Annotated in this window: 21 protein-coding genes and 2 pseudogenes; 15 read left to right on the top strand and 8 right to left on the bottom strand. The window is 40.9% G+C overall.

The annotated features are described in order from the left end of the window. Window positions 1-33: 33 nt before the first annotated feature. Both AEX56_RS04545 and AEX56_RS04540 read right to left on the bottom strand, forming a co-directional pair. Complete coding sequence (locus AEX56_RS04545) at window positions 34-891, bottom strand: metallophosphoesterase (RefSeq protein WP_049618055.1); 858 nt, start codon at window positions 889-891, stop codon at window positions 34-36. A 45-nt stretch (window positions 892-936) separates the two neighbouring features. Next, the gene (locus tag AEX56_RS04540) at window positions 937-2,022 is read right to left on the bottom strand and encodes a M24 family metallopeptidase (RefSeq protein WP_049618054.1); all 1,086 of its coding nucleotides are present in this window, start codon (window positions 2,020-2,022) and stop codon (window positions 937-939) included. A gap of 275 nt (window positions 2,023-2,297) precedes the next feature. Here AEX56_RS04540 and ccpA point away from each other — a divergent pair, with 275 nt between their 5' ends. The 6 genes from ccpA to AEX56_RS09240 all read left to right on the top strand — a co-directional run bounded on the left by ccpA (window position 2,298) and on the right by AEX56_RS09240 (window position 9,038). Beyond that, complete coding sequence (ccpA, locus tag AEX56_RS04535; RefSeq protein ID WP_049618267.1) at window positions 2,298-3,299, top strand: catabolite control protein A; 1,002 nt, start codon at window positions 2,298-2,300, stop codon at window positions 3,297-3,299. 80 nt (window positions 3,300-3,379) lie between these two features. Continuing rightward, complete coding sequence (locus AEX56_RS04530; protein ID WP_049618053.1) at window positions 3,380-4,420, top strand: glycosyltransferase family 4 protein; 1,041 nt, start codon at window positions 3,380-3,382, stop codon at window positions 4,418-4,420. Between the two features lie 21 nt (window positions 4,421-4,441). Continuing rightward, the gene (locus AEX56_RS04525; RefSeq protein WP_049618052.1) at window positions 4,442-5,755 is read left to right on the top strand and encodes a glycosyltransferase family 4 protein; all 1,314 of its coding nucleotides are present in this window, start codon (window positions 4,442-4,444) and stop codon (window positions 5,753-5,755) included. 65 nt (window positions 5,756-5,820) lie between these two features. Continuing rightward, window positions 5,821-6,123 carry a hypothetical protein gene (locus tag AEX56_RS04520; protein ID WP_160315175.1) on the top strand — a complete coding sequence of 101 codons (303 nt, stop codon included), beginning with the start codon at window positions 5,821-5,823 and terminating at the stop codon, window positions 6,121-6,123. Between the two features lie 565 nt (window positions 6,124-6,688). After that, on the top strand, window positions 6,689-8,629 hold the full coding sequence (thrS, locus tag AEX56_RS04515) for a threonine--tRNA ligase (RefSeq protein ID WP_049618266.1): 1,941 nt from the start codon (window positions 6,689-6,691) through the stop codon (window positions 8,627-8,629). Between the two features lie 280 nt (window positions 8,630-8,909). After that, a complete protein-coding gene (locus AEX56_RS09240; RefSeq protein WP_269082018.1) occupies window positions 8,910-9,038 on the top strand; it encodes a hypothetical protein in 129 nt (42 codons plus the stop codon). A 161-nt stretch (window positions 9,039-9,199) separates the two neighbouring features. Here AEX56_RS09240 and AEX56_RS04510 read toward each other — a convergent pair whose 3' ends face one another. The 4 genes and pseudogenes from AEX56_RS04510 to AEX56_RS04495 form a co-directional block, all read right to left on the bottom strand. Further along, window positions 9,200-9,862: an amino acid ABC transporter permease gene (locus tag AEX56_RS04510; protein WP_049618050.1), complete on the bottom strand. Its 663-nt coding sequence runs from the start codon at window positions 9,860-9,862 to the stop codon at window positions 9,200-9,202. A gap of 10 nt (window positions 9,863-9,872) precedes the next feature. Beyond that, a pseudogene (locus AEX56_RS04505) lies at window positions 9,873-10,577 on the bottom strand (amino acid ABC transporter permease). A 15-nt stretch (window positions 10,578-10,592) separates the two neighbouring features. Next, window positions 10,593-11,411: pseudogene (locus AEX56_RS04500) on the bottom strand (transporter substrate-binding domain-containing protein). A gap of 9 nt (window positions 11,412-11,420) precedes the next feature. Beyond that, entirely contained in the window at window positions 11,421-12,182 is a 762-nt protein-coding gene (locus tag AEX56_RS04495; protein ID WP_049618049.1) for an amino acid ABC transporter ATP-binding protein, read from the bottom strand. 180 nt (window positions 12,183-12,362) lie between these two features. On the opposite strand from AEX56_RS04495, the gene yycF reads away from it, so the two are divergent. From yycF to AEX56_RS04475, 4 genes are all read left to right on the top strand, one after another. Continuing rightward, window positions 12,363-13,067 (top strand): response regulator YycF, encoded by a 705-nt coding sequence (yycF, locus tag AEX56_RS04490; RefSeq protein WP_049618048.1) that lies wholly within the window; start codon window positions 12,363-12,365, stop codon window positions 13,065-13,067. Further along, window positions 13,060-14,409, top strand: coding sequence for a cell wall metabolism sensor histidine kinase VicK (gene vicK / locus AEX56_RS04485; protein WP_049618047.1), 1,350 nt, complete (start codon window positions 13,060-13,062; stop codon window positions 14,407-14,409). The genes yycF and vicK overlap by 8 nt, the downstream gene beginning before the upstream one ends. Before the next feature lie 6 nt (window positions 14,410-14,415). Beyond that, window positions 14,416-15,216 carry an MBL fold metallo-hydrolase gene (locus AEX56_RS04480; protein ID WP_049618046.1) on the top strand — a complete coding sequence of 267 codons (801 nt, stop codon included), beginning with the start codon at window positions 14,416-14,418 and terminating at the stop codon, window positions 15,214-15,216. Between the two features lie 69 nt (window positions 15,217-15,285). Next, window positions 15,286-15,885 carry a GDSL-type esterase/lipase family protein gene (locus AEX56_RS04475; protein WP_049618045.1) on the top strand — a complete coding sequence of 200 codons (600 nt, stop codon included), beginning with the start codon at window positions 15,286-15,288 and terminating at the stop codon, window positions 15,883-15,885. 180 nt (window positions 15,886-16,065) lie between these two features. Here AEX56_RS04475 and AEX56_RS08445 read toward each other — a convergent pair whose 3' ends face one another. Beyond that, complete coding sequence (locus AEX56_RS08445) at window positions 16,066-16,278, bottom strand: hypothetical protein (RefSeq protein WP_131542018.1); 213 nt, start codon at window positions 16,276-16,278, stop codon at window positions 16,066-16,068. Between the two features lie 137 nt (window positions 16,279-16,415). Next, window positions 16,416-17,765, bottom strand: coding sequence for a glutathione-disulfide reductase (gene gorA / locus AEX56_RS04465; RefSeq protein ID WP_049618265.1), 1,350 nt, complete (start codon window positions 17,763-17,765; stop codon window positions 16,416-16,418). A gap of 230 nt (window positions 17,766-17,995) precedes the next feature. Here gorA and AEX56_RS04460 point away from each other — a divergent pair, with 230 nt between their 5' ends. From AEX56_RS04460 to AEX56_RS04440, 5 genes are read left to right on the top strand one after another with little or no spacing between them, the layout of a single operon-like run. Next, window positions 17,996-19,153, top strand: a complete 1,158-nt coding sequence (locus AEX56_RS04460; protein ID WP_049618043.1) for an efflux RND transporter periplasmic adaptor subunit — start codon at window positions 17,996-17,998, stop codon at window positions 19,151-19,153. After that, window positions 19,134-19,829, top strand: a complete 696-nt coding sequence (locus tag AEX56_RS04455; protein WP_049618042.1) for an ABC transporter ATP-binding protein — start codon at window positions 19,134-19,136, stop codon at window positions 19,827-19,829. The genes AEX56_RS04460 and AEX56_RS04455 overlap by 20 nt, the downstream gene beginning before the upstream one ends. Further along, complete coding sequence (locus AEX56_RS04450; RefSeq protein ID WP_049618041.1) at window positions 19,829-21,082, top strand: ABC transporter permease; 1,254 nt, start codon at window positions 19,829-19,831, stop codon at window positions 21,080-21,082. The genes AEX56_RS04455 and AEX56_RS04450 overlap by 1 nt, the downstream gene beginning before the upstream one ends. Before the next feature lie 42 nt (window positions 21,083-21,124). After that, window positions 21,125-21,316 (top strand): hypothetical protein, encoded by a 192-nt coding sequence (locus AEX56_RS04445; RefSeq protein WP_049618040.1) that lies wholly within the window; start codon window positions 21,125-21,127, stop codon window positions 21,314-21,316. Window positions 21,317-21,336: 20 nt separating this feature from the next. After that, window positions 21,337-21,600 (top strand): hypothetical protein, encoded by a 264-nt coding sequence (locus AEX56_RS04440; protein WP_049618039.1) that lies wholly within the window; start codon window positions 21,337-21,339, stop codon window positions 21,598-21,600. Window positions 21,601-21,928: the final 328 nt, after the last annotated feature.

Genomic DNA, 21,928 nt, shown 5'->3' with positions numbered 1-21,928 from the left:
AATAGGAGGCTAGGACTTTTGCCAGCTCCTTTTTTAAATTTCTAAAACCATTAGACAATCCGCTAACTCTTTGTAGAGCTGATTTTTTACATAGGTCTGAAAAAGCGGTTCATCCTTGATAGCTCTGTAGTGTTTGGTCAGATGATAGGTGTTGTAGTCCGAAAATTGGGAGAAATGCTCATAAAAGTCCGACACCATCTGCCACTCCCGTCTGTAGCCTAATGGACGAGCATGGTAAATTACGCCATCAACGGTTGTAGCGGGATATCTACGGTGTAAATGTCCAAAATAAACATGAGCTACACCATGTTTGACGAAGAGATGATGGAACTTGCCACTACCTAGGAAGCCATTGAAGGCTTGAAAATAAGGATGGTCAATGAGAAAGTTACTGTGCGGTACAAAATGCATGGCTACGATGGTATCACTGTCTAGTTTGGCTAGCAAAGCATCCGGTTTATTTAAGATTTGTTTGGTTAAGTCTGGATCAGGTAAGGGGCGGTTCAATTTGCGGTCAAACCAATAGAGATTTTTCTTAGCAATATGCTGTTCAACAGTCATCTGAGGAGCAAAGGAATAGTCGTACCAACCTGCCAAAATGACTAAATGTGTATTTCCAAAGGTTTGAACTTGAAAATCGTAATTTTCAATCTCTTCTTCAGTCCTTTTCAGCATATCATGATTGCCTAGATTGATGGAGACAGCTGTGTAGCTCTGCAATTTTTCCAAAAAAGGGAGCGAAATCTCTGAGAAATCATTGGAAATATCCCCAGCAATATGTAAATGATCAATTTGTTGGTCGCGTAGCACTTGCACTAGCGTTTCAAACTCATCTTGTCCAAAATCATTACTGTCAATGTGCAAATCACTCATAAATCCTAGTCTCGTCATGATTTTATTGTAACAAAAAAAGGAGAAAGTCTCTCCTTTTCTGTATTAAGCCTCGAAGAAAAGCAATTCTTTTGGTGTCTTGGTAAAGACTTCAAAGCCGGTTTTGGTGACATGTCCACAATCTTCGATGCGAACGCCGACCTTATTTGGAATGTAGATACCTGGTTCAACGGAGAAGCACATGCCTTCTTGGATAATCATGTCGTTGCCATCCATGATAGAAGGGAATTCATGAACATCCATACCAAGTCCATGTCCCAAACGGTGGCTGAAATATTCACCGTAGCCAGCTTTTTCAATGACGCGACGAGCGGCACCATCAACCTCACTAGCTGTTACGCCCGGCTTGATAAAGTCCTGAGCAGTCAATTGGGCTTCAAGAACGATATTGTAAATATCCTGTTTGAATTGGTCTGGTTTACCGACAGCGACTGTCCGTGTCATGTCGGAAGTATAGCCTAAGGTTTCTACGCCCAAGTCAAAGAGAAGGAGGGCATCATTTTCAATCTTGTTTGTTCCAGGAATTCCGTGAGGATTCGCAGCGTTATTACCTGTCAAGGCCATGGTTTCAAAGCTCATTTTTGAAATGCCTTGTTTTTTCATTTCAAATTCAATCTGCGCGATAATATCGGTCTCAGTCACATCAAGTGAAATATTGTCAAACCCAACTTGGACAGCTTTGTCTGCAAAGTCACCAGCAATCATCATTTTCTCGATTTCGTCAGTGGATTTGATGAGGCGCATCTGTTGGATAACTGGTGTCAAATTGACAAATTCACCAGAAAAAACGGATTCAAGACCCTTGAATTTGGTCACATTGAGATTGTCAAATTCTACAGCCACACTTGGAAAATCCGTCTTAGGTAAGATAGCCTTAATTTTCTCCCATGGATTTTCAGAATCTTGGTAGCCTACGACAGGAAAATCAACAGTTGCATCAGCTCGTGCTACATCAAGAGCAGGTAAGAAAAGTAGCGGATTTTTGTCAGCAAAGACAAAGAGGTACATGTGACGCTCATGTGGATCTGCGTAGTAGCCTGTTAGATAGTTGATAGTGACAGGATCAGATAAGACTGCAGCGTAGACTTGTTGATTTTCTAATTGTTTAATAAGTGCTTGAATTTTTGACATCTCATTCTCCTTTTTCATTTTTATCGTCTATTCTTATGTTCTATTCTATGCTAATTGTTAAAAAATGCAAGTTTTTTATAAATTCTGACTTGAAAATGGAAAAGTTTGCCATATTTTTTGGTGATGAGAAAGAAAGTCTCCAGATGGAAAACTTTTTTTCAAAAATAGCAGCATAACTATTGAAAGTGTTTACAAAACATGGTAAACTAATTTTAGATGAAAGCGTAATTTTCACTAATATATGTAAAAAAGTGAGAAAGGATATGAAAAACATGATGAATACAGATGATACAGTAACGATTTATGACGTCGCGCGTGAAGCAGGCGTTTCGATGGCTACTGTTAGTCGTGTAGTCAATGGCAATAAAAATGTCAAAGAAAATACACGGAAAAAAGTGCTAGAAGTAATTGAGCGTTTGGATTACCGTCCAAATGCGGTAGCGCGTGGTCTTGCAAGTAAAAAAACGACGACTGTTGGGGTTGTAATTCCAAACATCGCTAATGCCTATTATGCAACCTTGGCAAAAGGAATTGATGATATCGCAGATATGTATAAGTACAATATCGTCCTTGCTAATAGTGATGAAAATGATGATAAAGAAATTAATGTGGTCAATACACTTTTTTCTAAGCAAGTTGACGGTATTATTTTCATGGGCTACCATTTGACGGACAAAATTCGTGCTGAATTCTCTCGCTCGCGCACGCCGATTGTATTGGCTGGTACGGTTGATTTAGAACACCAATTACCAAGCGTTAACATTGATTACGCTCAAGCAGTAGCAGATTCTATCCAATTGCTAGCAAAAAATAACCAAAAGATTGCTTTTGTATCAGGCCCATTAGTGGATGATATTAATGGAAAAATCCGCCTGTCAGGCTACAAGAGAGGTTTGCAAGCAGCGGAATTGGACTTCAATGAGGGGTTGGTCTTCGAGTCTAAATATAAATACGAAGAAGGTTATGCACTTGCTGAGCGAGTTTTGAGTGCAGGAGCTACAGCGGCCTATGTTGCAGAAGACGAAATCGCAGCTGGTCTCTTGAACGGTGTGGAAGATAGTGGTGTTAAAGTGCCAGAAGAATTTGAAATCATTACCAGTGATGATTCTTTGATTACCAAGTTCACTCGTCCAAACTTGACATCTGTCAGCCAACCTCTTTATGATATTGGTGCCATCGCTATGCGTATGTTGACCAAAATCATGCATAAAGAAGAATTGGAAAGTCGTGAAGTGATCCTGCACCATGGCATCAAAGAAAGAAAATCTACTAAATAAGGTAAACCTCATCAGCTTCCAATGGAGCTGGTTTTTAATTTTATTTTTCAACAGCCTGAAAGTAGTGTATAATACAAGATATGAATGCTAAAAAAATCGTTGTTAATATGCTGAGTTCCAGTGAAAAGGTCAAAGGTCAAGGTGTATCAGGTGCCTATCGTGAACTGATGTGTCTTTTGCGTGAAAAAGCCCAAGACCAACTAATCATTAAAGAAAAAATCTTTGAGAAAGCGGATGTGACCCATTATCATACCATTGACCCGCTTTTTTATCTGACGACTTTTTTCAAAAAGAAAACGGGGCGTCGTGTGGGCTATGTGCATTTTTTGCCGAACACCTTGCAAGGCAGCTTGAAAATTCCTCCTTTTTTGCGAGGTTTGGTGTCATGGTATGTGACTTCTTTTTACAATCGAATGGATCAATTGGTTGTCGTTAATCCAAGTTTTATTGATGATTTAGTTGACCACGGCATCAAGCGAGAAAAAATTATGTACATTCCAAACTTTGTCAACAATGACAAGTGGTCTCCTGTGTCAGAAGAAGAAAAGATGGCGGTGCGTAAGCAGTATGGCATTGCTCCAGATGCTTTTGTGGTATTAGGAGCAGGGCAGGTTCAAAAGCGCAAGGGAGTGGATGACTTTGCGGCTTTAGCAAAAAAAATGCCTGATGTAACCTTTGTGTGGGCAGGTGGATTTTCTTTTGGCGCCATGACAGATGGACATGAAAGATATAAGAGATTGATGGAGAACCCACCAGCAAATCTCATTTTTCCAGGTATCGTAGAGGCAGAGGAGATGCGAGCTTTTTATAGCATGACGGATATTTTTCTCTTGCCAAGCTACAACGAACTCTTTCCTATGACGATTTTAGAAGCAGCTTCTTGTGGAGCTGCCATTGTCCTGCGTGATTTGAGTCTCTATCAGGTCATTTTGGAAGGTAAATATCTGCCGGCAAAAGATGTTCACGAGATGGAAATGGTCCTAGCTGATTTAGCAGCACATCCTGAAAAAGTAGTTGATTTGCGGCAAAAAGCAGGACAAATTTCCCAAGAATATTCTCCAGAAGCTCTTTTGACAATCTGGTTGGACTTTTATAAAAAACAAGCAGCCTTAGCGCGATAAACCCTTTAGAAAGGAACAAGCATGCGGATTGGATTGTTTACAGATACCTATTTTCCGCAGGTATCGGGAGTTGCGACTTCCATCAAAACCCTTAAAACAGAATTAGAAAAACAGGGACACACAGTTTTTATCTTCACGACAACGGACAAGGACGTCAACCGCTATGAGGACTGGGATATCATCCGTATCCCTAGCGTTCCCTTTTTTGCATTTAAAGATCGGCGTGTGGCGTATGCAGGTTTTACGGATGCTTTAAAAATAGCAGAGCGCTACAACTTGGACCTCATTCATACTCAAACTGAGTTTTCATTAGGGATTTTAGGGAAAATGACCGCTAAGGAATTGCATATTCCTGTCGTTCATACCTATCACACCCAATACGAGGATTATGTTCGCTATATTGCAAATGGAAAACTGATTCGTCCTAGCATGATTAAATATTTTGCACGTGTCTATCTTAAAGATTTAGATGGCGTGATTTGTCCTAGCGAGATTGTGGAAGACTTGCTTAATGACTATAAAATTCCTATTTCTAAGCGCGTGATTCCGACGGGAATTGATTTGGCAAAATTTGATCGCCCAGAAATTACTGCAAAAAATACAGCAGAACTTCGCGAAAACTTAGGTATTGCACCTGATGAAACCATGCTACTCAGCTTGTCGCGTGTGTCCTTTGAAAAAAATATTCAAGCACTCGTTTCTGCCATGCCCGCAATTCTAGCTGAAAATCCAAAGGTTAAACTGGTCATCGCAGGTGGAGGTCCTTATGTATTAAATCTCAAATGCCTGATTGAAGAACTGGGATTAGAGGATTCTGTTCAAATGACTGGCATGATTGCCCCGAGTGAAACAGCTCTTTACTACAAGGCAGCAGATTTCTTCATTTCAGCATCTACTAGTGAAACGCAAGGATTGACCTATCTTGAAAGTTTGGCTTCAGGCACGCCAGTTTTAGCCTGTGCTAATCACTATCTAGAAAATGTCATTGATATTCCTATGTTTGGGGCCCTTTTTGCAGATGAAGAAGGCATAGCACCAACAGTCGTAGCAGCTATTGAGCAGACTCCAGAGATGAATCCACATGTCTTAGAACGCAAACTCTACGAGATTTCAGCCGAAAACTTTGGACGTCGGATTTATGAGTACTATCTCGATCTAAAAATCTCTTATGATTTTCGAAAAAATCATATCAATGACGACAGTGTTGCAGAAAGCCTCTTAAAAGGAGCGGTTTCCCTACCTAAGCGCGCCTTTGTTAAATCATCTGATACCACTTCGAAAATTGTCAAAAAATCAGTAGAGCAAGTGAAAGCGGTTCGTAATTATTTGGAATAAAGGATATAAGAATGAGAGATTTTACCAAACAAATACCTTACCTAATTGTTCTTCTGTTTTTTAACATGGGCTTCAATCCTTTAATTGGATTTCTGGTGAAGGATGAATTGCTGGCTAAAAGTTTGATGGTCAATAATATCCTTTTGTACCTTCCCTTGATTTATTTCTTGGTCTTTCTTACTTATACCTATCGTCATCGTTATTCCCTTCCATTGGCTATCTGGGGAATCATAGTCTTTTGTACAAGCATTTTGTCCTTTGGAGAAATGATACTGCTCTACGGTTTAATATACAATTTGGCAGGACAATTGGGAGCAGGAATTGGCTTTCTCTTAAATCTGTGGATAAAAAAGAAAAAGTCCACTTGAAAATCCCTGAGAAACTGCTATAATAGATGCAGAGACACATTATCTGTAGGAAATCTTTGAGAGAGTGCGTGGGGCTGGGATGCGCATAGAGGATACAGATGACACTACTCGGTATTATTTTATGCAAACATAAAAGGGTGGTTCCCTTATCGCCAAACATGAGGTCTATGATGCTTTTTGTGATAGATAAATGAAGGTGGAACCACGTAGTCTTTACGTCCTTTGGGATGTGAGGACTATTTTATTTTTAGAGGTTTGTATGAAGGAAAATTATTTTATCAAATACTAGCTATTTCTACTATTGTAGGTATTCTTCTATCTTTCTTGTTTCAGGATCCCCAAATTCCATAGGTAGGAATGTGTGTAGGCTTGGGTTCAGGGATAATCATCCTAGTAACTCTCATAAAAAAATTAATAAGAAAAATAGAAAGGAAAGGTTCAGTTTAACTGAATCTGCCCGACAGACTGTGCTAAAAACAAACTAGTGCAGATCTGCTAATCAAATCAAGGCTTTCTGTGACATAATCATGGTAGTTTTGCTGGTTACGGGCTAGGTATCTTAATGATGATCCATATCACTTTCCCAGATGGTGCGGTGCGCCAATTTGAATCTGGTGTGACAACTTTTGAAATTGCACAATCTATCTCAAATTCTTTAGCCAAAAAAGCTTTGGCTGGTAAATTTAACGATCAGCTCATCGACACAACGCGTGCGATTGAGGAAGACGGCACGATTGAAATCGTGACGCCGGATCACGAAGATGCCCTTGATGTGCTCCGTCATTCAGCAGCTCATCTCTTTGCTCAGGCAGCCAAACGCCTCTTTCCTAATCTTCGCTTGGGTGTAGGCCCTGCTATTGCTGAAGGTTTCTACTACGATACAGACAATGTGGATGGACAAATCTCAAACGAAGACCTTCCACGTATCGAGGAAGAAATGAAAAAAATTGTTAAGGAAAATTTCCCATGTATTCGTGAGGAAGTGACCAAGGAAGAAGCCTTGGAAATGTTTGCGGATGATCCTTACAAGCTTGAACTCATCAATGAGCATGCGGGTGCTGGTTTGACGGTTTACCGCCAAGGTGAATTTGTGGACCTTTGCCGTGGACCTCATGTACCATCAACTGGTCGTATTCAAGTCTTCCATTTACTTAACGTAGCGGGTGCTTACTGGCGCGGTAATTCTGATAATAACATGATGCAACGTATCTACGGTACGGCTTGGTTTGACAAAAAAGACCTCAAAGCTTACTTGACGCGTTTGGAAGAAGCCAAAGAACGTGATCACCGTAAATTGGGTAAAGAGCTGGATCTCTTTATGATTTCCCAAGAAGTTGGTCAAGGGCTTCCTTTCTGGTTACCGGATGGAGCAACTATCCGTCGTACCTTGGAGCGCTACATTACTGATAAAGAGTTGGCATCTGGCTATCAACATGTCTATACACCACCAGTTGCTTCAGTAGAGCTTTATAAGACTTCAGGCCACTGGGATCATTACCAAGAAGACATGTTCCCACCAATGGATATGGGTGATGGTGAGGAGTTTGTTCTTCGTCCAATGAACTGCCCACATCACATTCAGGTTTATAAAAACCACGTACGTTCTTATCGTGAATTGCCTGTGCGCATTGCAGAGCTTGGTATGATGCACCGATATGAAAAATCTGGTGCTTTGACTGGTCTCCAACGTGTGCGTGAAATGACTCTCAATGACGGTCATATCTTTGTCACACCTGAGCAAATTCAGGAAGAATTCCAAAAAGCATTGCAATTGGTCATTGATGTTTACGAAGATTTCAACTTGACGGATTATCGTTTCCGCCTCTCCTATCGTGATCCTGAAGATAAAGAAAAATACTTCGACAATGATGAAATGTGGGAAAATGCCCAAGGCATGCTGAAAGCTGCGCTTGACAATATGGGCGTTGAATACTTCGAAGCAGAAGGAGAAGCGGCATTCTACGGACCAAAATTGGACATCCAGGTGAAAACAGCTCTTGGAAATGAGGAAACACTGTCAACTATTCAATTGGACTTCCTTCTTCCAGAACGTTTTGAGTTGAGCTACATTGGTGTAGATGGTGAAGAACATCGCCCAGTCATGATTCACCGTGGTATTATTTCAACCATGGAACGCTTCACAGCCATCTTGATTGAAATTTACAAAGGTGCTTTCCCAACATGGTTGGCGCCACATCAAGTGACGGTTATTCCAATTTCAAACGAGGCACACACAGATTACGCATGGGAAGTGGCAAAAGTGCTTCGCGATCGTGGTATCCGTGCTGATGTGGATGAGCGTAATGAGAAAATGCAATACAAGATTCGTCAAAGTCAAACCGAGAAAATTCCATATCAATTGATTGTTGGTGACAAAGAGATGGAAAGCCAGTCTGTCAATGTCCGTCGCTATGGAAGCAAAGAAACCCACACAGAAACAATTGAGGAATTTGTCGAAAATATCTTGGCTGATATTGCTCGTAAATCAAGACCTAACGCTGAATAAGTGTAAATCAGGAAGCCTTTCGAGGCTTTTTTTACTGTTGTTAGAATCCATTGACAAAAAAAGAGGATGTGCTAGGATAGTTACGCTTGGGATAGGCTATTAAGTTGAGGTAAGGGGAGAGAAAGTGAAGAATCTTGTGCTGGAAGATGAGATAACAGTTGCCTAGGACAGAGACAACGTCCATTAGGTTCGTCAGCTACTTTCTAAGTTACCGGTAATTCTAGTCGATGCTGCTCACCGTATTGATTCAGAGATAGATTTTTGTGTAGATCCAGATAAATTGCTTCCAATTGTCAAAGCGCCATTTTATGGAACGCACTGTCAGGTTAGTTTGACACAGATTTGTTCTGGTGCGGAAGTAGATGCAACTTATAATTGTCTAGACGCAAATGGTCAATCTATTCCATGATTCTATGCGGTCGGAAATTATTTTATGGAGTAGCTGATTATCCACACTCTATTTCAGGCTTGAATTTAGCTCATAATTATATCCAAGGGTACACAGTTGGTTAAGTTATAAGACGTTTCAACAGATGCAAAAAAAAGAAGCCCAATTGGACTTCTTTTCACTTATTCAATGCTGCTCCCTGCCCAGGATTTTGCCAAATGGCGTGAGAAACTGGAAATCGCAAAATTGATCACGAAGTAGATAAGAGCGACTACGATATAGAGGGCAAATACTTGCTCAGCTTCAAAGTAACGTCCCATGAGAATTTGGCTGGAACCAAAGAGTTCTTGGAGGGCAATAACAGAGTAGAGGAAGCTGGTATCCTTGATAACAGTGACAATTTGGGAAATGATAGCAGGAAGCATCTTGCGAAGAGCTTGTGGCATGACGATGTACATCGTGACTTGGAAAGGGGTAAATCCTTGCGATAAGCCTGCTTCTGTTTGATCAGGACCGATAGCGTTGAGTCCACCTCGTATGATTTCAGCCATAGCAGCGGTCGTGAAAATGGTAAAAGCGGTAATGCCTGCTGGCTTTGATTTGAGTTGGAAGACTAAGAAAACGGTGAAAATCCAAAGCAAATTGGGCACATTGCGGACAAATTCAATATAAATAGTTGCTAGCCACTTGAGGATTTTATTTTTCCCATTTCGTAAGACAGCTAAAATCATTCCGAAGATAACGGATAAAATGACAGAAATGGTTGAGATAGTAGCGGTGAGGACAAGACCGTTCCAGAGGACTTGAAAGGTTGATGGTTTCCATAATTCAAGAATGGTATTCATAAGAGACCTCCTAGGCTGAGAAACGAGTTTTGTTCTTTTCTTCGATATGGCGTCCCAAGCTGGCAACTGGGGAAACACATGATAAAGTACAAGAGTGCAGCTCCTGCAAAGGCAGGAATGTAGTTAGCATTCATAGCGGACCAAGATTTGGTCACGAACATGATATCAGCTCCAGAAATAATAGCTACTGTTGCTGTGTTTTTGATTAAATTGACTACTTGATTGGTCAGTGGTGGCAATATGATGGGACTGGCTTGTGGCAAAATGATAATGCGCAGGGTTTCCAAACGGGTAAAACCTTGTGATAAGGCAGCTTCCGTTTGACCGATTGGCACTGCTTGGATGCCAGAACGAATCACCTCGGCAATGTAAGGTAAGCTCCATGGTATAAGCCGACACAAATGACGGCCGTCCAATAAATAGAAGGCATAATGGTGTAATGACTGATAAGGGGAAGACCGTAGTAAACAATCATAAATTGTACCAAGAGTGGCGTATTTTGATAAAACTCTACAAAGATACGAGAAATAAGACGGAAGGTTTTGTTTTTTGTTGTGGATAAACTTCCAAAAAATATTCCTAAAGTCATCGCTAAAATGAAAGCGCTAATGGAGATTGCAATGGTAAAGAGAAATCCTCCTAGAAAGAGCGGGAAATCGTGAAAGTAGCTAGTCCAATTTTCCCAAGCATAGGGACTGGTCGTAAAAATTATCATGTCATTCCTCTCTTTCTATTCTTGGTCCGTTTTAGTGGCAAGTTTGAGTCTGTTTTTGTTATAAATCGTCTGAAGGGTACCATCTGTTTTCCAAGTATCAATCAGCCGGTCTAAGTAGTCATTGAACTCAGTATTGTTTAAGCTGCTAGCAATCCCATAATCTGAAGCGGAGAAGTTGAAATCCATGAGCTCAGATCTGGGGGAAACATAGCCCGATAGGATAGATTGGTCAACCGAAAAAGCATCAATTCGATGAGAACGTAGAGAAACGGATAGTTCAGGGTAGGATCCAAGTTCAGCAAATGTCACTTCAATTCCATATTTCTTAGCCAATTCACTGATAAGACTACGAGTGATAGAACCTTAAGCGACACCGATATGCTTCTCGTTTAGATATTCAAAACCTTTGATACCACTATCTTTATTGACTAAGAAGCCAACGGCATCCGTATAATAAGGAGTGCTGAAATGATAGAGCAGCTTACGTTCGTCAGTGATGGTAAAGGTGGCTATGACCATATCCACCTGACCATTATCAATCAGCGGCCCGCGAGTTTGAGCAGTGACAGGAGTGAATTCGATCTTCACTCCCAAGTCCTCTGCAATCTTGCGTGCTATTTCAACTTCCATTCCTTCAAATTCATTGGTATCTGGATTGAGGAAACCAAATTTTGGCACATCTTGCTTGACGCCAACGCGTAAAATCCCACGGTCTTTGATGGTTTGTAAACCATGAGTGTTAGCGGATGTCTGATTGGTTGCGCTAGCTTCTTGCGACGTCGGCACAGATTTTAAATAAAACAAAAGTCCTAAAAAAATATGGAGTTTTTTCATAGGCACATCCTAGAACAAAACGCTATCAGACTCATGGTTGATAATTTTGCTGAGAAATTGTTTGGCGCGTGGTTCGGTCGGATTATCGAAAAATCCATTCACATCAGTCGTATCGACTAAAACTTCACCATCTGCCATGAAGATAATACGGTCGGCCACTTCGCGAGCGAATCCCATTTCATGCGTCACGACAATCATATTCATTCCATAACGGGCTAATTTTTGCATAACAGTTAATACATCGCCGATCGTTTCAGGATCAAGGGCAGAAGTTGGCTCGTCAAAGAGCAGGAGTTCGGGATTCATGGCAAGTCCGCGCGCGATAGCAATTCGTTGCTTTTGCCCGCCCGATAACATAGCTGGATAAGAATCTTTTCGTTCCCACATGTTAACGAACTCTAAATAGCGTTGGGCAGTTTTTTCTGCTTCTTTTTTGTCAATTCCAAGGACCTTTATAGGCGTTAAAGTTACATTTTCTAACACAGTTTTGTGTGGGTAAAGATTAAAGTATTGGAAAACCATTCCGACTTCTTTGCGTAAATCTACTAAATCTTTAGTGTAGGAATCGTTAACAGTGTGGCCGTTTACGACAAGATTTCCATCGTCGATTTTTTCTAATCCATTAATTGTGCGGATGAGAGTTGATTTTCCTGAACCAGATGGACCTAGCAAAACCACTACCTGACCGGCCTGGAAATCCAGATTGATATCCTTTAGTGCGTGGAAATCACCGTAGAATTTGTTGACATGTTCAAATGATACTAGGGCCATAAGCTTCTCCTTTGTTATATCTTATTACATAAATTAATGTAGCATGCGGCTCAATTGTTTGTCAAGTAAATTCTGAAAACTTAATATTGGTTATGTTATATTTTATGACATATAATTTAAAAACTGAAAAATAAAGAGTTTTCTGTTATAATAGCTTCATCAAATAAAGGTGAAAAGACTATGAAGAAAATTTTAGTAGTAGATGATGAAAAACCGATTTCGGATATTATAAAATTCAACATGACACGAGAAGGCTACGAAGTAGTGACAGCTTTCAACGGTCGCGAAGCCTTGGCTGTCTTTGAGGAAGAATTGCCAGATATTGTGATTTTGGATCTTATGTTGCCGGAGATTGATGGACTGGAAGTGGCACGTAATATTCGTAAAACGAGTAATGTGCCCATTCTTATGCTATCTGCCAAAGACAGCGAGTTTGATAAGGTAATTGGGCTTGAGATTGGTGCGGATGATTATGTCACGAAGCCTTTTTCAAATCGCGAATTACAAGCACGTGTCAAGGCACTCTTGCGCCGTAGCGAATTGTCTGAAACGCAAACGGAATTGAAACCAATCGAAACTAACGAGTTGGTGATTGGTGATTTGGTGATTTTACCAGATGCCTTTGTCGCTAAGAAACATGGGAAAGAATTAGAATTGACTCACCGTGAGTTTGAATTGCTCCACCATTTGGCCAATCATTTAGGTCAGGTCATGACTCGTGAGCACTTGCTTGAAACAGTTTGGGGCTATGATTATTTTGGAGATGTGCGGACGGTAGACGTGACCATTCGCCGTTTGCGTGAAAAGATAGAAGATGTGCCGAGCTGCCCAGAATACATTCTGACACGCCGCGGTGTTGGCTACTACATAAAAGCACATGATTAACCAATTACGATATTTAGTGACGACGACCGAATTTTGGTTTATCGTCATTTTGGTGGGCTTTGTCATTGCTCTGGTCTTTATGCTGATTGAGAATCATCGAGACAGCAAGCAAATCAAGATTCTTAATCAGAAAGTGAAAGAATTGATTGCTGGAGATTACTCGGATATTTTAGATATGCGAGGAAGCCCTGAAATTACAGATATGACGAATTCACTCAATGATTTGTCAGAAGTTATTCGTCTGACCCATGATAATTTGGAGCAGGAAAAGACACGTTTGTCTTCTATCTTGTCCTACATGAGTGATGGTGTGATGGCGACAGACCGTATGGGGCGGATTATAATGATTAATGATACCGCCCAAAAGCAGCTGGGGTTGACGGCGCAAATGGCGGAGCAGGCAGATTTATTATCCATTTTGGATATTGAAGATCGCTACTCTTTCCGTGATTTGTTGGCACAGACGCCAGAAGTCATCATTGACCATGTCAACGAAGATGGGGAATTCCTTGCTTTACGGGCTAATTTTGCGACTATACGTAGCGAGAGCGGTCTGATTTCAGGGATTGTTGCTGTCCTACATGATATGACCGAACAAGCCAAAGAAGAGCGGGAGCGCAGACTCTTTGTATCTAATGTCAGCCATGAACTGCGGACACCATTGACCTCCGTCAAATCTTATCTTGAAGCTCTCGATGAGGGGGCTTTGAACGACAAGGTAGCACCGAGTTTTGTCAAAGTATCACTAGATGAGACAAACCGTATGATGCGGATGATTACCGACTTGCTGAGTTTGTCTCGTATTGACAATCAGGTAGGTTCAATGAATGTCGAATTGATCAATTTTACAGCTTTTGTGACCTTTATTCTCAACCGTTTTGATCGAATTAAGGGACAAAATAGTGATAAAGAGTACAGTCTGATTAGAGATTATCTGATTACCCCCATTTGGATGGAAATTGACACAGATAAGATGACGCAGGCATTGGATAATATTCTCAATAATGCTATCAAATATTCGCCGGATGGAGGGAAAATTACCTTCAGTATGAAGACGACAGAAACGCAGTTGATTATCTCTATTTCAGACGAAGGTTTGGGCATTCCAAAAGCTGATTTACCAAAAATATTTGACCGGTTTTACCGCGTAGATAAAGCACGGTCGCGTGCTCAAGGTGGTACAGGGCTTGGGCTTGCAATCACAAAAGAAATTATCAAGCAACATAAGGGCTTTATTTGGGCCAAAAGTGAGTACGGGCATGGGTCAACCTTTACCATTGTTTTACCATACAGCAAGGATTTGACAGTGGATGAATGGGATGACGAGACAGAGGAAGAATAGGAGACTATGACACAAGGATTTCAATACAGTATTTTAGCGTCTGGTTCTAGTGGGAATTCTTTCTATTTGGAAACGGACCAAAAGAAAATTTTGGTAGATGCAGGTTTTTCTGGTAAGAAGATCACCGGTCTTCTAGCAGAAATTGACCGTAGACCAGAGGATTTAGATGCTATCTTGGTGACACATGAGCATAGCGATCATATTCATGGAATTGGTGTCTTAGCACGTAAGTATGGAATGGATATCTATGCCAATGAATTAACTTTTCGAGCTATGGAAGCTAAGGTTGGAAAAATTGACGTATCGCAGAAGCATATTTTTGAGCTAGGCGTTACCAAGACCTTTGGAGATTTAGATGTTGAATCGTTTGGGGTCAGTCATGATGCAGCTTGTCCACAATTTTATCGTTTCATGAAAGATGATAAGAGTTTTGTCATGTTAACGGATACGGGCTACGTATCGGATAGAATGGCAGGCATTGTAGAAAATGCGGATGCTTATTTGATTGAGTCCAATCATGATATCGAGATTTTGAGGGCAGGTTCTTACTCTTGGAATCTTAAACAACGTATTTTGTCTGACAAAGGGCATCTTTGTAATGAAGACAGTGCAGATGCTATGATTCGAACGTTAGGTCATCGTACCAAGAAAATTTATCTTGGACATCTATCCAAGGAAAATAATATTAAGGAGTTGGCACACATGACCATGGTCAATCAGCTGGCTCAAGCAGATTTGGGAGTCGGTGTGGATTTCCAAGTCTACGATACATTGCCAGATACGGCAACAAAATTAACACGAATTTAATGGAGAGGCAACAGGTTTTCTATGCTTTAGCAAACCGCCTCTCTTTCGTTTACAAGAGAAAGGACAGTCATGAAAATCTTGCTTTTGGGAGATAGTTTGTTTGCTAGGTTAGAGGGCAAAACCATTCCCCACATTGACTATTCTCTCAGGGAAAATTTGCCAAATCTCTCCATCGAAAATTGGGCAGTTTCAGGGGATAATTCATTTAATTTACTGAAACATCTGTCAATAAAAGAGATTCCTAGTTGCGATTGGGTTTTTGTTTTCATTGATGCTAATGATCTGGCGCAACATAAGCAAGTATTTCTAGGGGAATATTTGCAAAATCTAACGCAAATTGTGGAAATCTTACTGGTTTATTTTCCAGCGCAGCGGATTTGCCTGATGACACCATCGCCTGTGGATGAGACAAAGCAAGTCTATCGTAATCATCGTTTGGTGGAATACTATGGCGGTATAGTGAAGCAGGTAGCTGAAACATACCACACCCGGCTGCTAGATACAGTTTTAACTTTTTCCAAGAGTGACAAACATTTAGCAAATCTCTTGCGAGGAAGTATGGACGATGGCCTTCATTTTGGAAGTGCTGCTTACCGACTCTTAGCAAGGGCAATGACGGACATCATAAAAGAGGCTGGAAAATCCTGCCTCGTTTCATGTGTTGAGTAATGCAATTTGACGCAGCAGTTGACTGCTCAAACTGTTGAAAAAAGTTTGGGTCAGAAAAATGGAAAGAAAAGCTTTTCTCACTTTACTTTTGAGCTATACGCAGGGGAATAAAAGGTCTGGAGACAGACTTTTTAAGGTAGAATACCTGAAAAGAAGAACGTGGAGGCAACATCGAAAACGTCATTTATGATGATTGATCGATGTTTGTCCCACTCTTTTTTCTTTATAGGATTTGATTCTGCGGTAGGAGTCCGCCACTTCATAGAGGACGATGAAAAATGAGGTAATGAGCAAGGCTTGTGCTAGCCAACCTGTCCAAAAGTGGAAGGAATTGTTGGCGATGGCAAGAATTATGATAGCTAGGCGAACAAGTATAAAGATTCTTGTCTTCATGAATGAAACCCTCCCTTGGTCTAAAATTTACTTGAGTAGAAGTGACCAAACCAAAATTTGATAGAATGCATGGACTGGAAATGAGTGACGTTTATTAGGTTGGAAGTAAGTGTATGTCTGAAGCGTGCTTGTCCGACTTATCTCATCAGAACGAATTCTTCAGAACCGGTTGGATGGATGGCTACTGTAGAGTCAAAATCGGCTTTGGTAGCTCCCATCTTTATGGCGATTGCGAAACCTTGCACCGTCTCATCGACACCGTAGCCGATGCCATGTAAGCCGACGACTTTTTCCTCTGGGCCAGCTATAACGAGCTTGAAGCGAGTCAATTGGCGGTGGTCAGCCATGGCTGTGTACATAGATGTAAAGTTAGAAGTGTAGCAGGACACTTGCTCTTTTCCATATGCTTCGATGGCTTCTTCTTCGGTCAAACCGACCGTTCCGATAGCAGGGTGACTGAAAATAACGGTTGGAATAGTGGAGTAGTCCATCTTCGCATTCGTTTTCCCATTGAAGAGTCGTTCAGACAAGGTACGGCCTGCTTTGATAGCGACAGGTGTCAATTCTTTCTCACCTGAAACATCGCCTAAGGCATAAATGCCAGGTGCAGTGGTTTCTTGGTACTCATTCACTTTGATATAGCCACGATCTGTTAATTCGACACCGGCAGCCTCCAGATTGAGCTGATCTACGTTAGGTTTACGACCAGCTGCCCAAAGGATTTGCTCTGCGCTGTGAGTACTACCATCTTCAAACGTAATTTGAATAAGACCGTTGTCCAATTTGTCTAATTTTTGTGGAACTTTATGAGTATGAAGGTTGGGACCGCTTTTAGCCATTTCTTCCATTAATGTTTCAACGATAGAATGATCAAAACTCCGCAATGGACGATCGCGACGGACGAATAAATCGGTTTCTACCCCTAACTGATGTAGGACACCAGCGATTTCTACAGCGACGTAACCGGCACCCACAACGGCAATAGATTTTGGCAGAGTTTTCCAAGCAAAAACATCGTCCGAAACAATTCCCAATTCACTTCCGGGAATGTTTGGAACAGTTGGCCGTGCACCTGTTGCGATGACGATATGCTTGGCTTTAATCAATTCCCCGTTGACTTCAACTGTATGATTGTCGACAAAGCGAGCGTAACCCTTAATTAGTTCCACGCCGTTTCGCTTAAAAGAGCCATCATAGGAATTGCGTGAACGCTCAATATAGGCTTCGCGGTTCTTTCGCAAGGTTGCAAAATCAAAGGTCACATTTTCTGATGTAAAGCCATACTCAGGACCATAATGGCGGATGGCTTCAGAAATAGTAGCTCCGTACCACATGATTTTCTTGGGAACACAACCAATATTAACACAGGTTCCGCCTAGTAAATTTCCTTCAATGACAGCGGCTTTAGCACCATGTTCTCCTGCTCTGTTCATGGTTGCAATACCACCAGAACCGCCACCGATTGCAATGATATCAAATTCTCTCATACGCTCTCCCTCGTTCATTTATTTCTGCCTTCATTTTAGCCTTTTTCAAGTTTTTCTGCAAAAATCTGCTACGCTTTCTTTATAGATTTGTGAGAGACTGTTCGATAAAACGCAGGAAACATTTTCTTGTTTTTTCTAAAATTATTTTATAAAATGCTTGCAAAATATTTTGTGTTGATGTATTATAAAATTAGTACAAGCATGCTACTTGAAAGAAAAAGGAGAAACCTATGTTTCAATCAAAAAAAGAGAAAATTGCTTTGTTTTCCAGTTTAGGAGTTGCAGGAGCAGCTCTAGTCGGTGGTGCTCTGCTTTTTGGCGGAAACGCAACACCTAGTGATACAGATGCATCAGTGATGCCATTGACTTACCATGTGGCTAAAGAAGGATCAATTGCCTCATCTACACTTTTGGCTGGTACAGTGTCAGCTGCGCAAGAACAGTACGTTTGTTACGACTCTTCAAAAGGTGATATTAGTGAGGTTAAGGTCAAACAAGGAGATCAAGTTCAGGTTGGTCAAGCCTTGGTCCAATATGATGTGACGGAATTGCAAGCCAATGTTGATACAGCAGTTAGAGGCCGTGATAAAATTGGACGCCAAATTCATGACTTGCGAACAAATGGTCAGACAGTTGATCTAACAGGAGATGCAAGCACGGATAATTCTGCCGTATCATCTGCACAACGAACAGTTGATATGCAGTTGCAAGATTTGAACGATGCTTATGCAGACGCGCAAGCAGCAGTGGATAAGGCAGTGTCAGCTGTTAACGAAGCAACTGTTACCAGTAATGTAGCAGGTACAGTGGTAGAAGTACATCAAGATATTTCAAAATCAAATACTAGCACCAACCAAACAGTTGTGCACATTGTTAACCAAGGAAGTTTGCAAGTGACAGGTAGCTTGACAGAGTACGATTTGGCAAATATTGCTGTTGATCAAGAAGTGAAAATTACTTCAAAAGTTTACCCAGAACAAACATGGACTGGTAAAATTAACTATATCTCTAACTATCCAGAAGGTGAACAACCATCATCATCAGCGGGTGGTTCTGCACCATCAGGTTCTAAATATCCATTCAAAGCCACTTTGACAAGTGAAGCTGGACCGCTCAAACAAGGTTTCACTGTTAACATTGAAGTGGTTAATAATACCAAACATATCTTGGTTCCAGTCACCGCTGTTGTGACAGAAGATGACAAAAACTTTGTGTGGACCATTGTAGATGGCAAAGCTAAAAAAGTAGAAGTGACCTTGGGCAATTCAGACGCTACCAACCAAGAGATTACAGCTGGCTTGAAAGCGGATGACCATGTCATTTCTATCCCAATGGATAGCTTAAAAGATGGTCAAGAGGTAGAAGCGAATGAAGAAACGGTTAATTAAGCTCAGCCACATCAATAAAAGCTATAAAAATGGGGACCAAGAACTGCATGTTTTGAAAGACACCAGTCTTGAAGTGGAAGAGGGTGAATTTGTCGCCATCATGGGACCATCAGGTTCTGGGAAGTCTACTCTTATGAACATTATTGGTCTCTTGGATCGATCTAGTTCTGGTCAATATTTTCTGGAAGAAACAGAAGTGAGTCAACTTTCTGGGAAAAAATTAGCGGAGGTTCGTAATGACCAAATTGGTTTTGTCTTCCAACAATTTTTCCTCTTATCCAAACTAAACGCTTTACAAAATGTGGAATTGCCTTTGATCTATGCTGGTGTTCCGAGTGCAAAACGTAAGGAATTATCCAAACAATTTTTAGAAAAAGTAGAATTAGCGGATCGGATGAAACACCTCCCATCTGAACTTTCAGGTGGACAAAAGCAGCGTGTAGCCATTGCGCGTGCCTTAGTGAATAGTCCAGCGATTGTACTTGCGGATGAGCCAACCGGTGCTTTGGATACCAAGACAGGAAATCAAATTATGGATTTGCTGACTGAGCTCAATCGTGAGGGGAAAACCATTATCATGGTCACGCACGAGCCTGAGATTGCAGAATATGCCACTCGAAAAATTGTTCTTCGAGATGGTGTTATTACCGAGGATGCACGCAAGGAGGTTCGCTAATGGAAAATTGGAAATTTGCCCTAAAATCCATCCTTGCCCACAAAATGCGGTCGCTGTTGACCATGTTGGGGATTATCATCGGTGTTACTGCAGTTGTGGTGATTGTTGCTCTTGGTAATGGTGTGAGTACTAACATTTCTGATATCGTAGGTGGAGACCAAAAAGATATCAATGTTTATTTCAATAATACACCAACAGAAACAACGCAAGATGGGCTTATGGCCTTTACAGAGGGGACAAATGTTAGCACGGAAGAGCAACCGACATTGACGGAAAATATCCTAAACGGACTGTTGACGGTTGATGGGGTGGATAATTATTATACGAGTAATTCAACCTCAAGTGAAGTGAGTTTTGGGAATAAGAAATCAGAAAATAGCTTTATAAAAGGTGTCAGTGATTCTTATTTCGATATCAAAAAATATGATGTAATTGCTGGAAGAAAGTTCACACAGAATGACTATACTAAATTTTCTCGTGTCATTATGTTGGATAAAGGACTGGCTGAGAAATTGTTTGGAGATGCTTCATCCGCTCTCAATCAAACAATCAGTTTTAAAAATCATAATTATCTTGTCATTGGTGTCTATAAAGATCCCGAGGCAGGAACAGGACCAAACTTAATGGGCGGCGCGTCTGGCGGTAACGCCGTTGTGACCAATACGCAATTGGTAGCAGAAGAAGGTGTTTCGGAAAATGCTGATCTATTTATACATACGGAAGATGTGGAACATGCTAGCGAAATCGGATATGCTGCGGCAGAGTATTTGACAAGAGCAACAGGACTAAAAGAAGCCAAATACGATATTTATGATATGTCAGCAGTAGCAGAACAGTACAGCAAAGCTATGAGTGGCATTACCCTCTTTATAGGTTCTGTTGCCGGGATTTCTCTCTTGGTCGGTGGTATCGGAGTGATGAATATCATGTTAGTATCGGTCACAGAACGCACGCGGGAAATTGGTCTGCGCAAGGCACTTGGTGCAACCAGAAGCAATATTTTGACACAATTCTTGATTGAATCCATCGTACTTACGACTCTCGGTGGGGGTATTGGGCTCTTATTGGCACAAGTCGTTGTGATTTTGGTCAACGTATCAGGTACCATGGGTGAAGGTGTCAAGGCTGTGATTTCAGTTCCAGTCGTGTTAGGTAGTCTTGCTTTTTCAGCAGCAGTAGGGATTGTTTTCGGTGTTCTCCCTGCAAATAAAGCCTCTAAGTTGGATCCTATCGAAGCCCTTCGTTACGAATAAGAATAATAGGAAAAAGTTCAGTCTCTTAAAAGGAGGTTCTCTATGAAGAAAGCGGCATTGCTTGGAATAGGCACGCTAGCGCTGTTCACTTTGCCAGCTTGTGGTAGCTGGTCAGATAAAGAAGCCAATAAGAGTGAGGAAATGGCGCGAGTATCAGAAGATGGAAATTTTTCAGTTGAGATTGGAGATAGTGAGATGATAACTGTCTTGAATGGAGATGGAAAAAAGTATTAGAGACAAAAAATCAAGATGTCTTGGAAGCATTTTCGGAGTATATCACTGATGAGATTGAAGAAACAGATTCTCCCTATGCAGTATTTGATAGTCCACCTAAAAATGCTATTGTAGATTATCAATATGTTCTCAAAACTAATTCTGGTAACAAAATTCATTTTTATCTCTATCAAGGTGAAGAGGATATTTATATTGAAAATATCCCGCTCATTGGCTCTATTAAGCTGCCGTTGGCAGAATCTGAACGCAATTGGTTAGAAACTCCTGAAACATGGCAAAAATAGGAAAATAGTGGGACAGAAATAGCTGAATGGATCTCCAACCGATTAGCGTTTCTTATGCTTGATTATCGGTCTAAAATACTCGCCTATTGCGATTTGAACAAGAAAAAGAGTCTGGGATGTTTGTCCCAAACTCTTTTTTGCAGTCTAGTTTTTATCTTCATTGATATCCAAATAGCTAGATTTCTGAGAGGAAACGTTTTTGTTGTAAATGTTACTAATTAACGATAAAATAAGATGAATAAATAAAATATGTCGCAGAAAAAATAATTGAAATTACTGCAACGCTTGTTTGGATTGTCTGTTTCTCCATTTATCAGTGGTTTTATGC

This window comes from Streptococcus sp. X13SY08, assembly GCF_001182825.2.
GTDB lineage: Bacteria > Bacillota > Bacilli > Lactobacillales > Streptococcaceae > Streptococcus.
The sequence above is the reverse complement of the archived record's forward strand: the minus strand, read 5'-3'. Positions and strand labels throughout refer to the sequence as shown.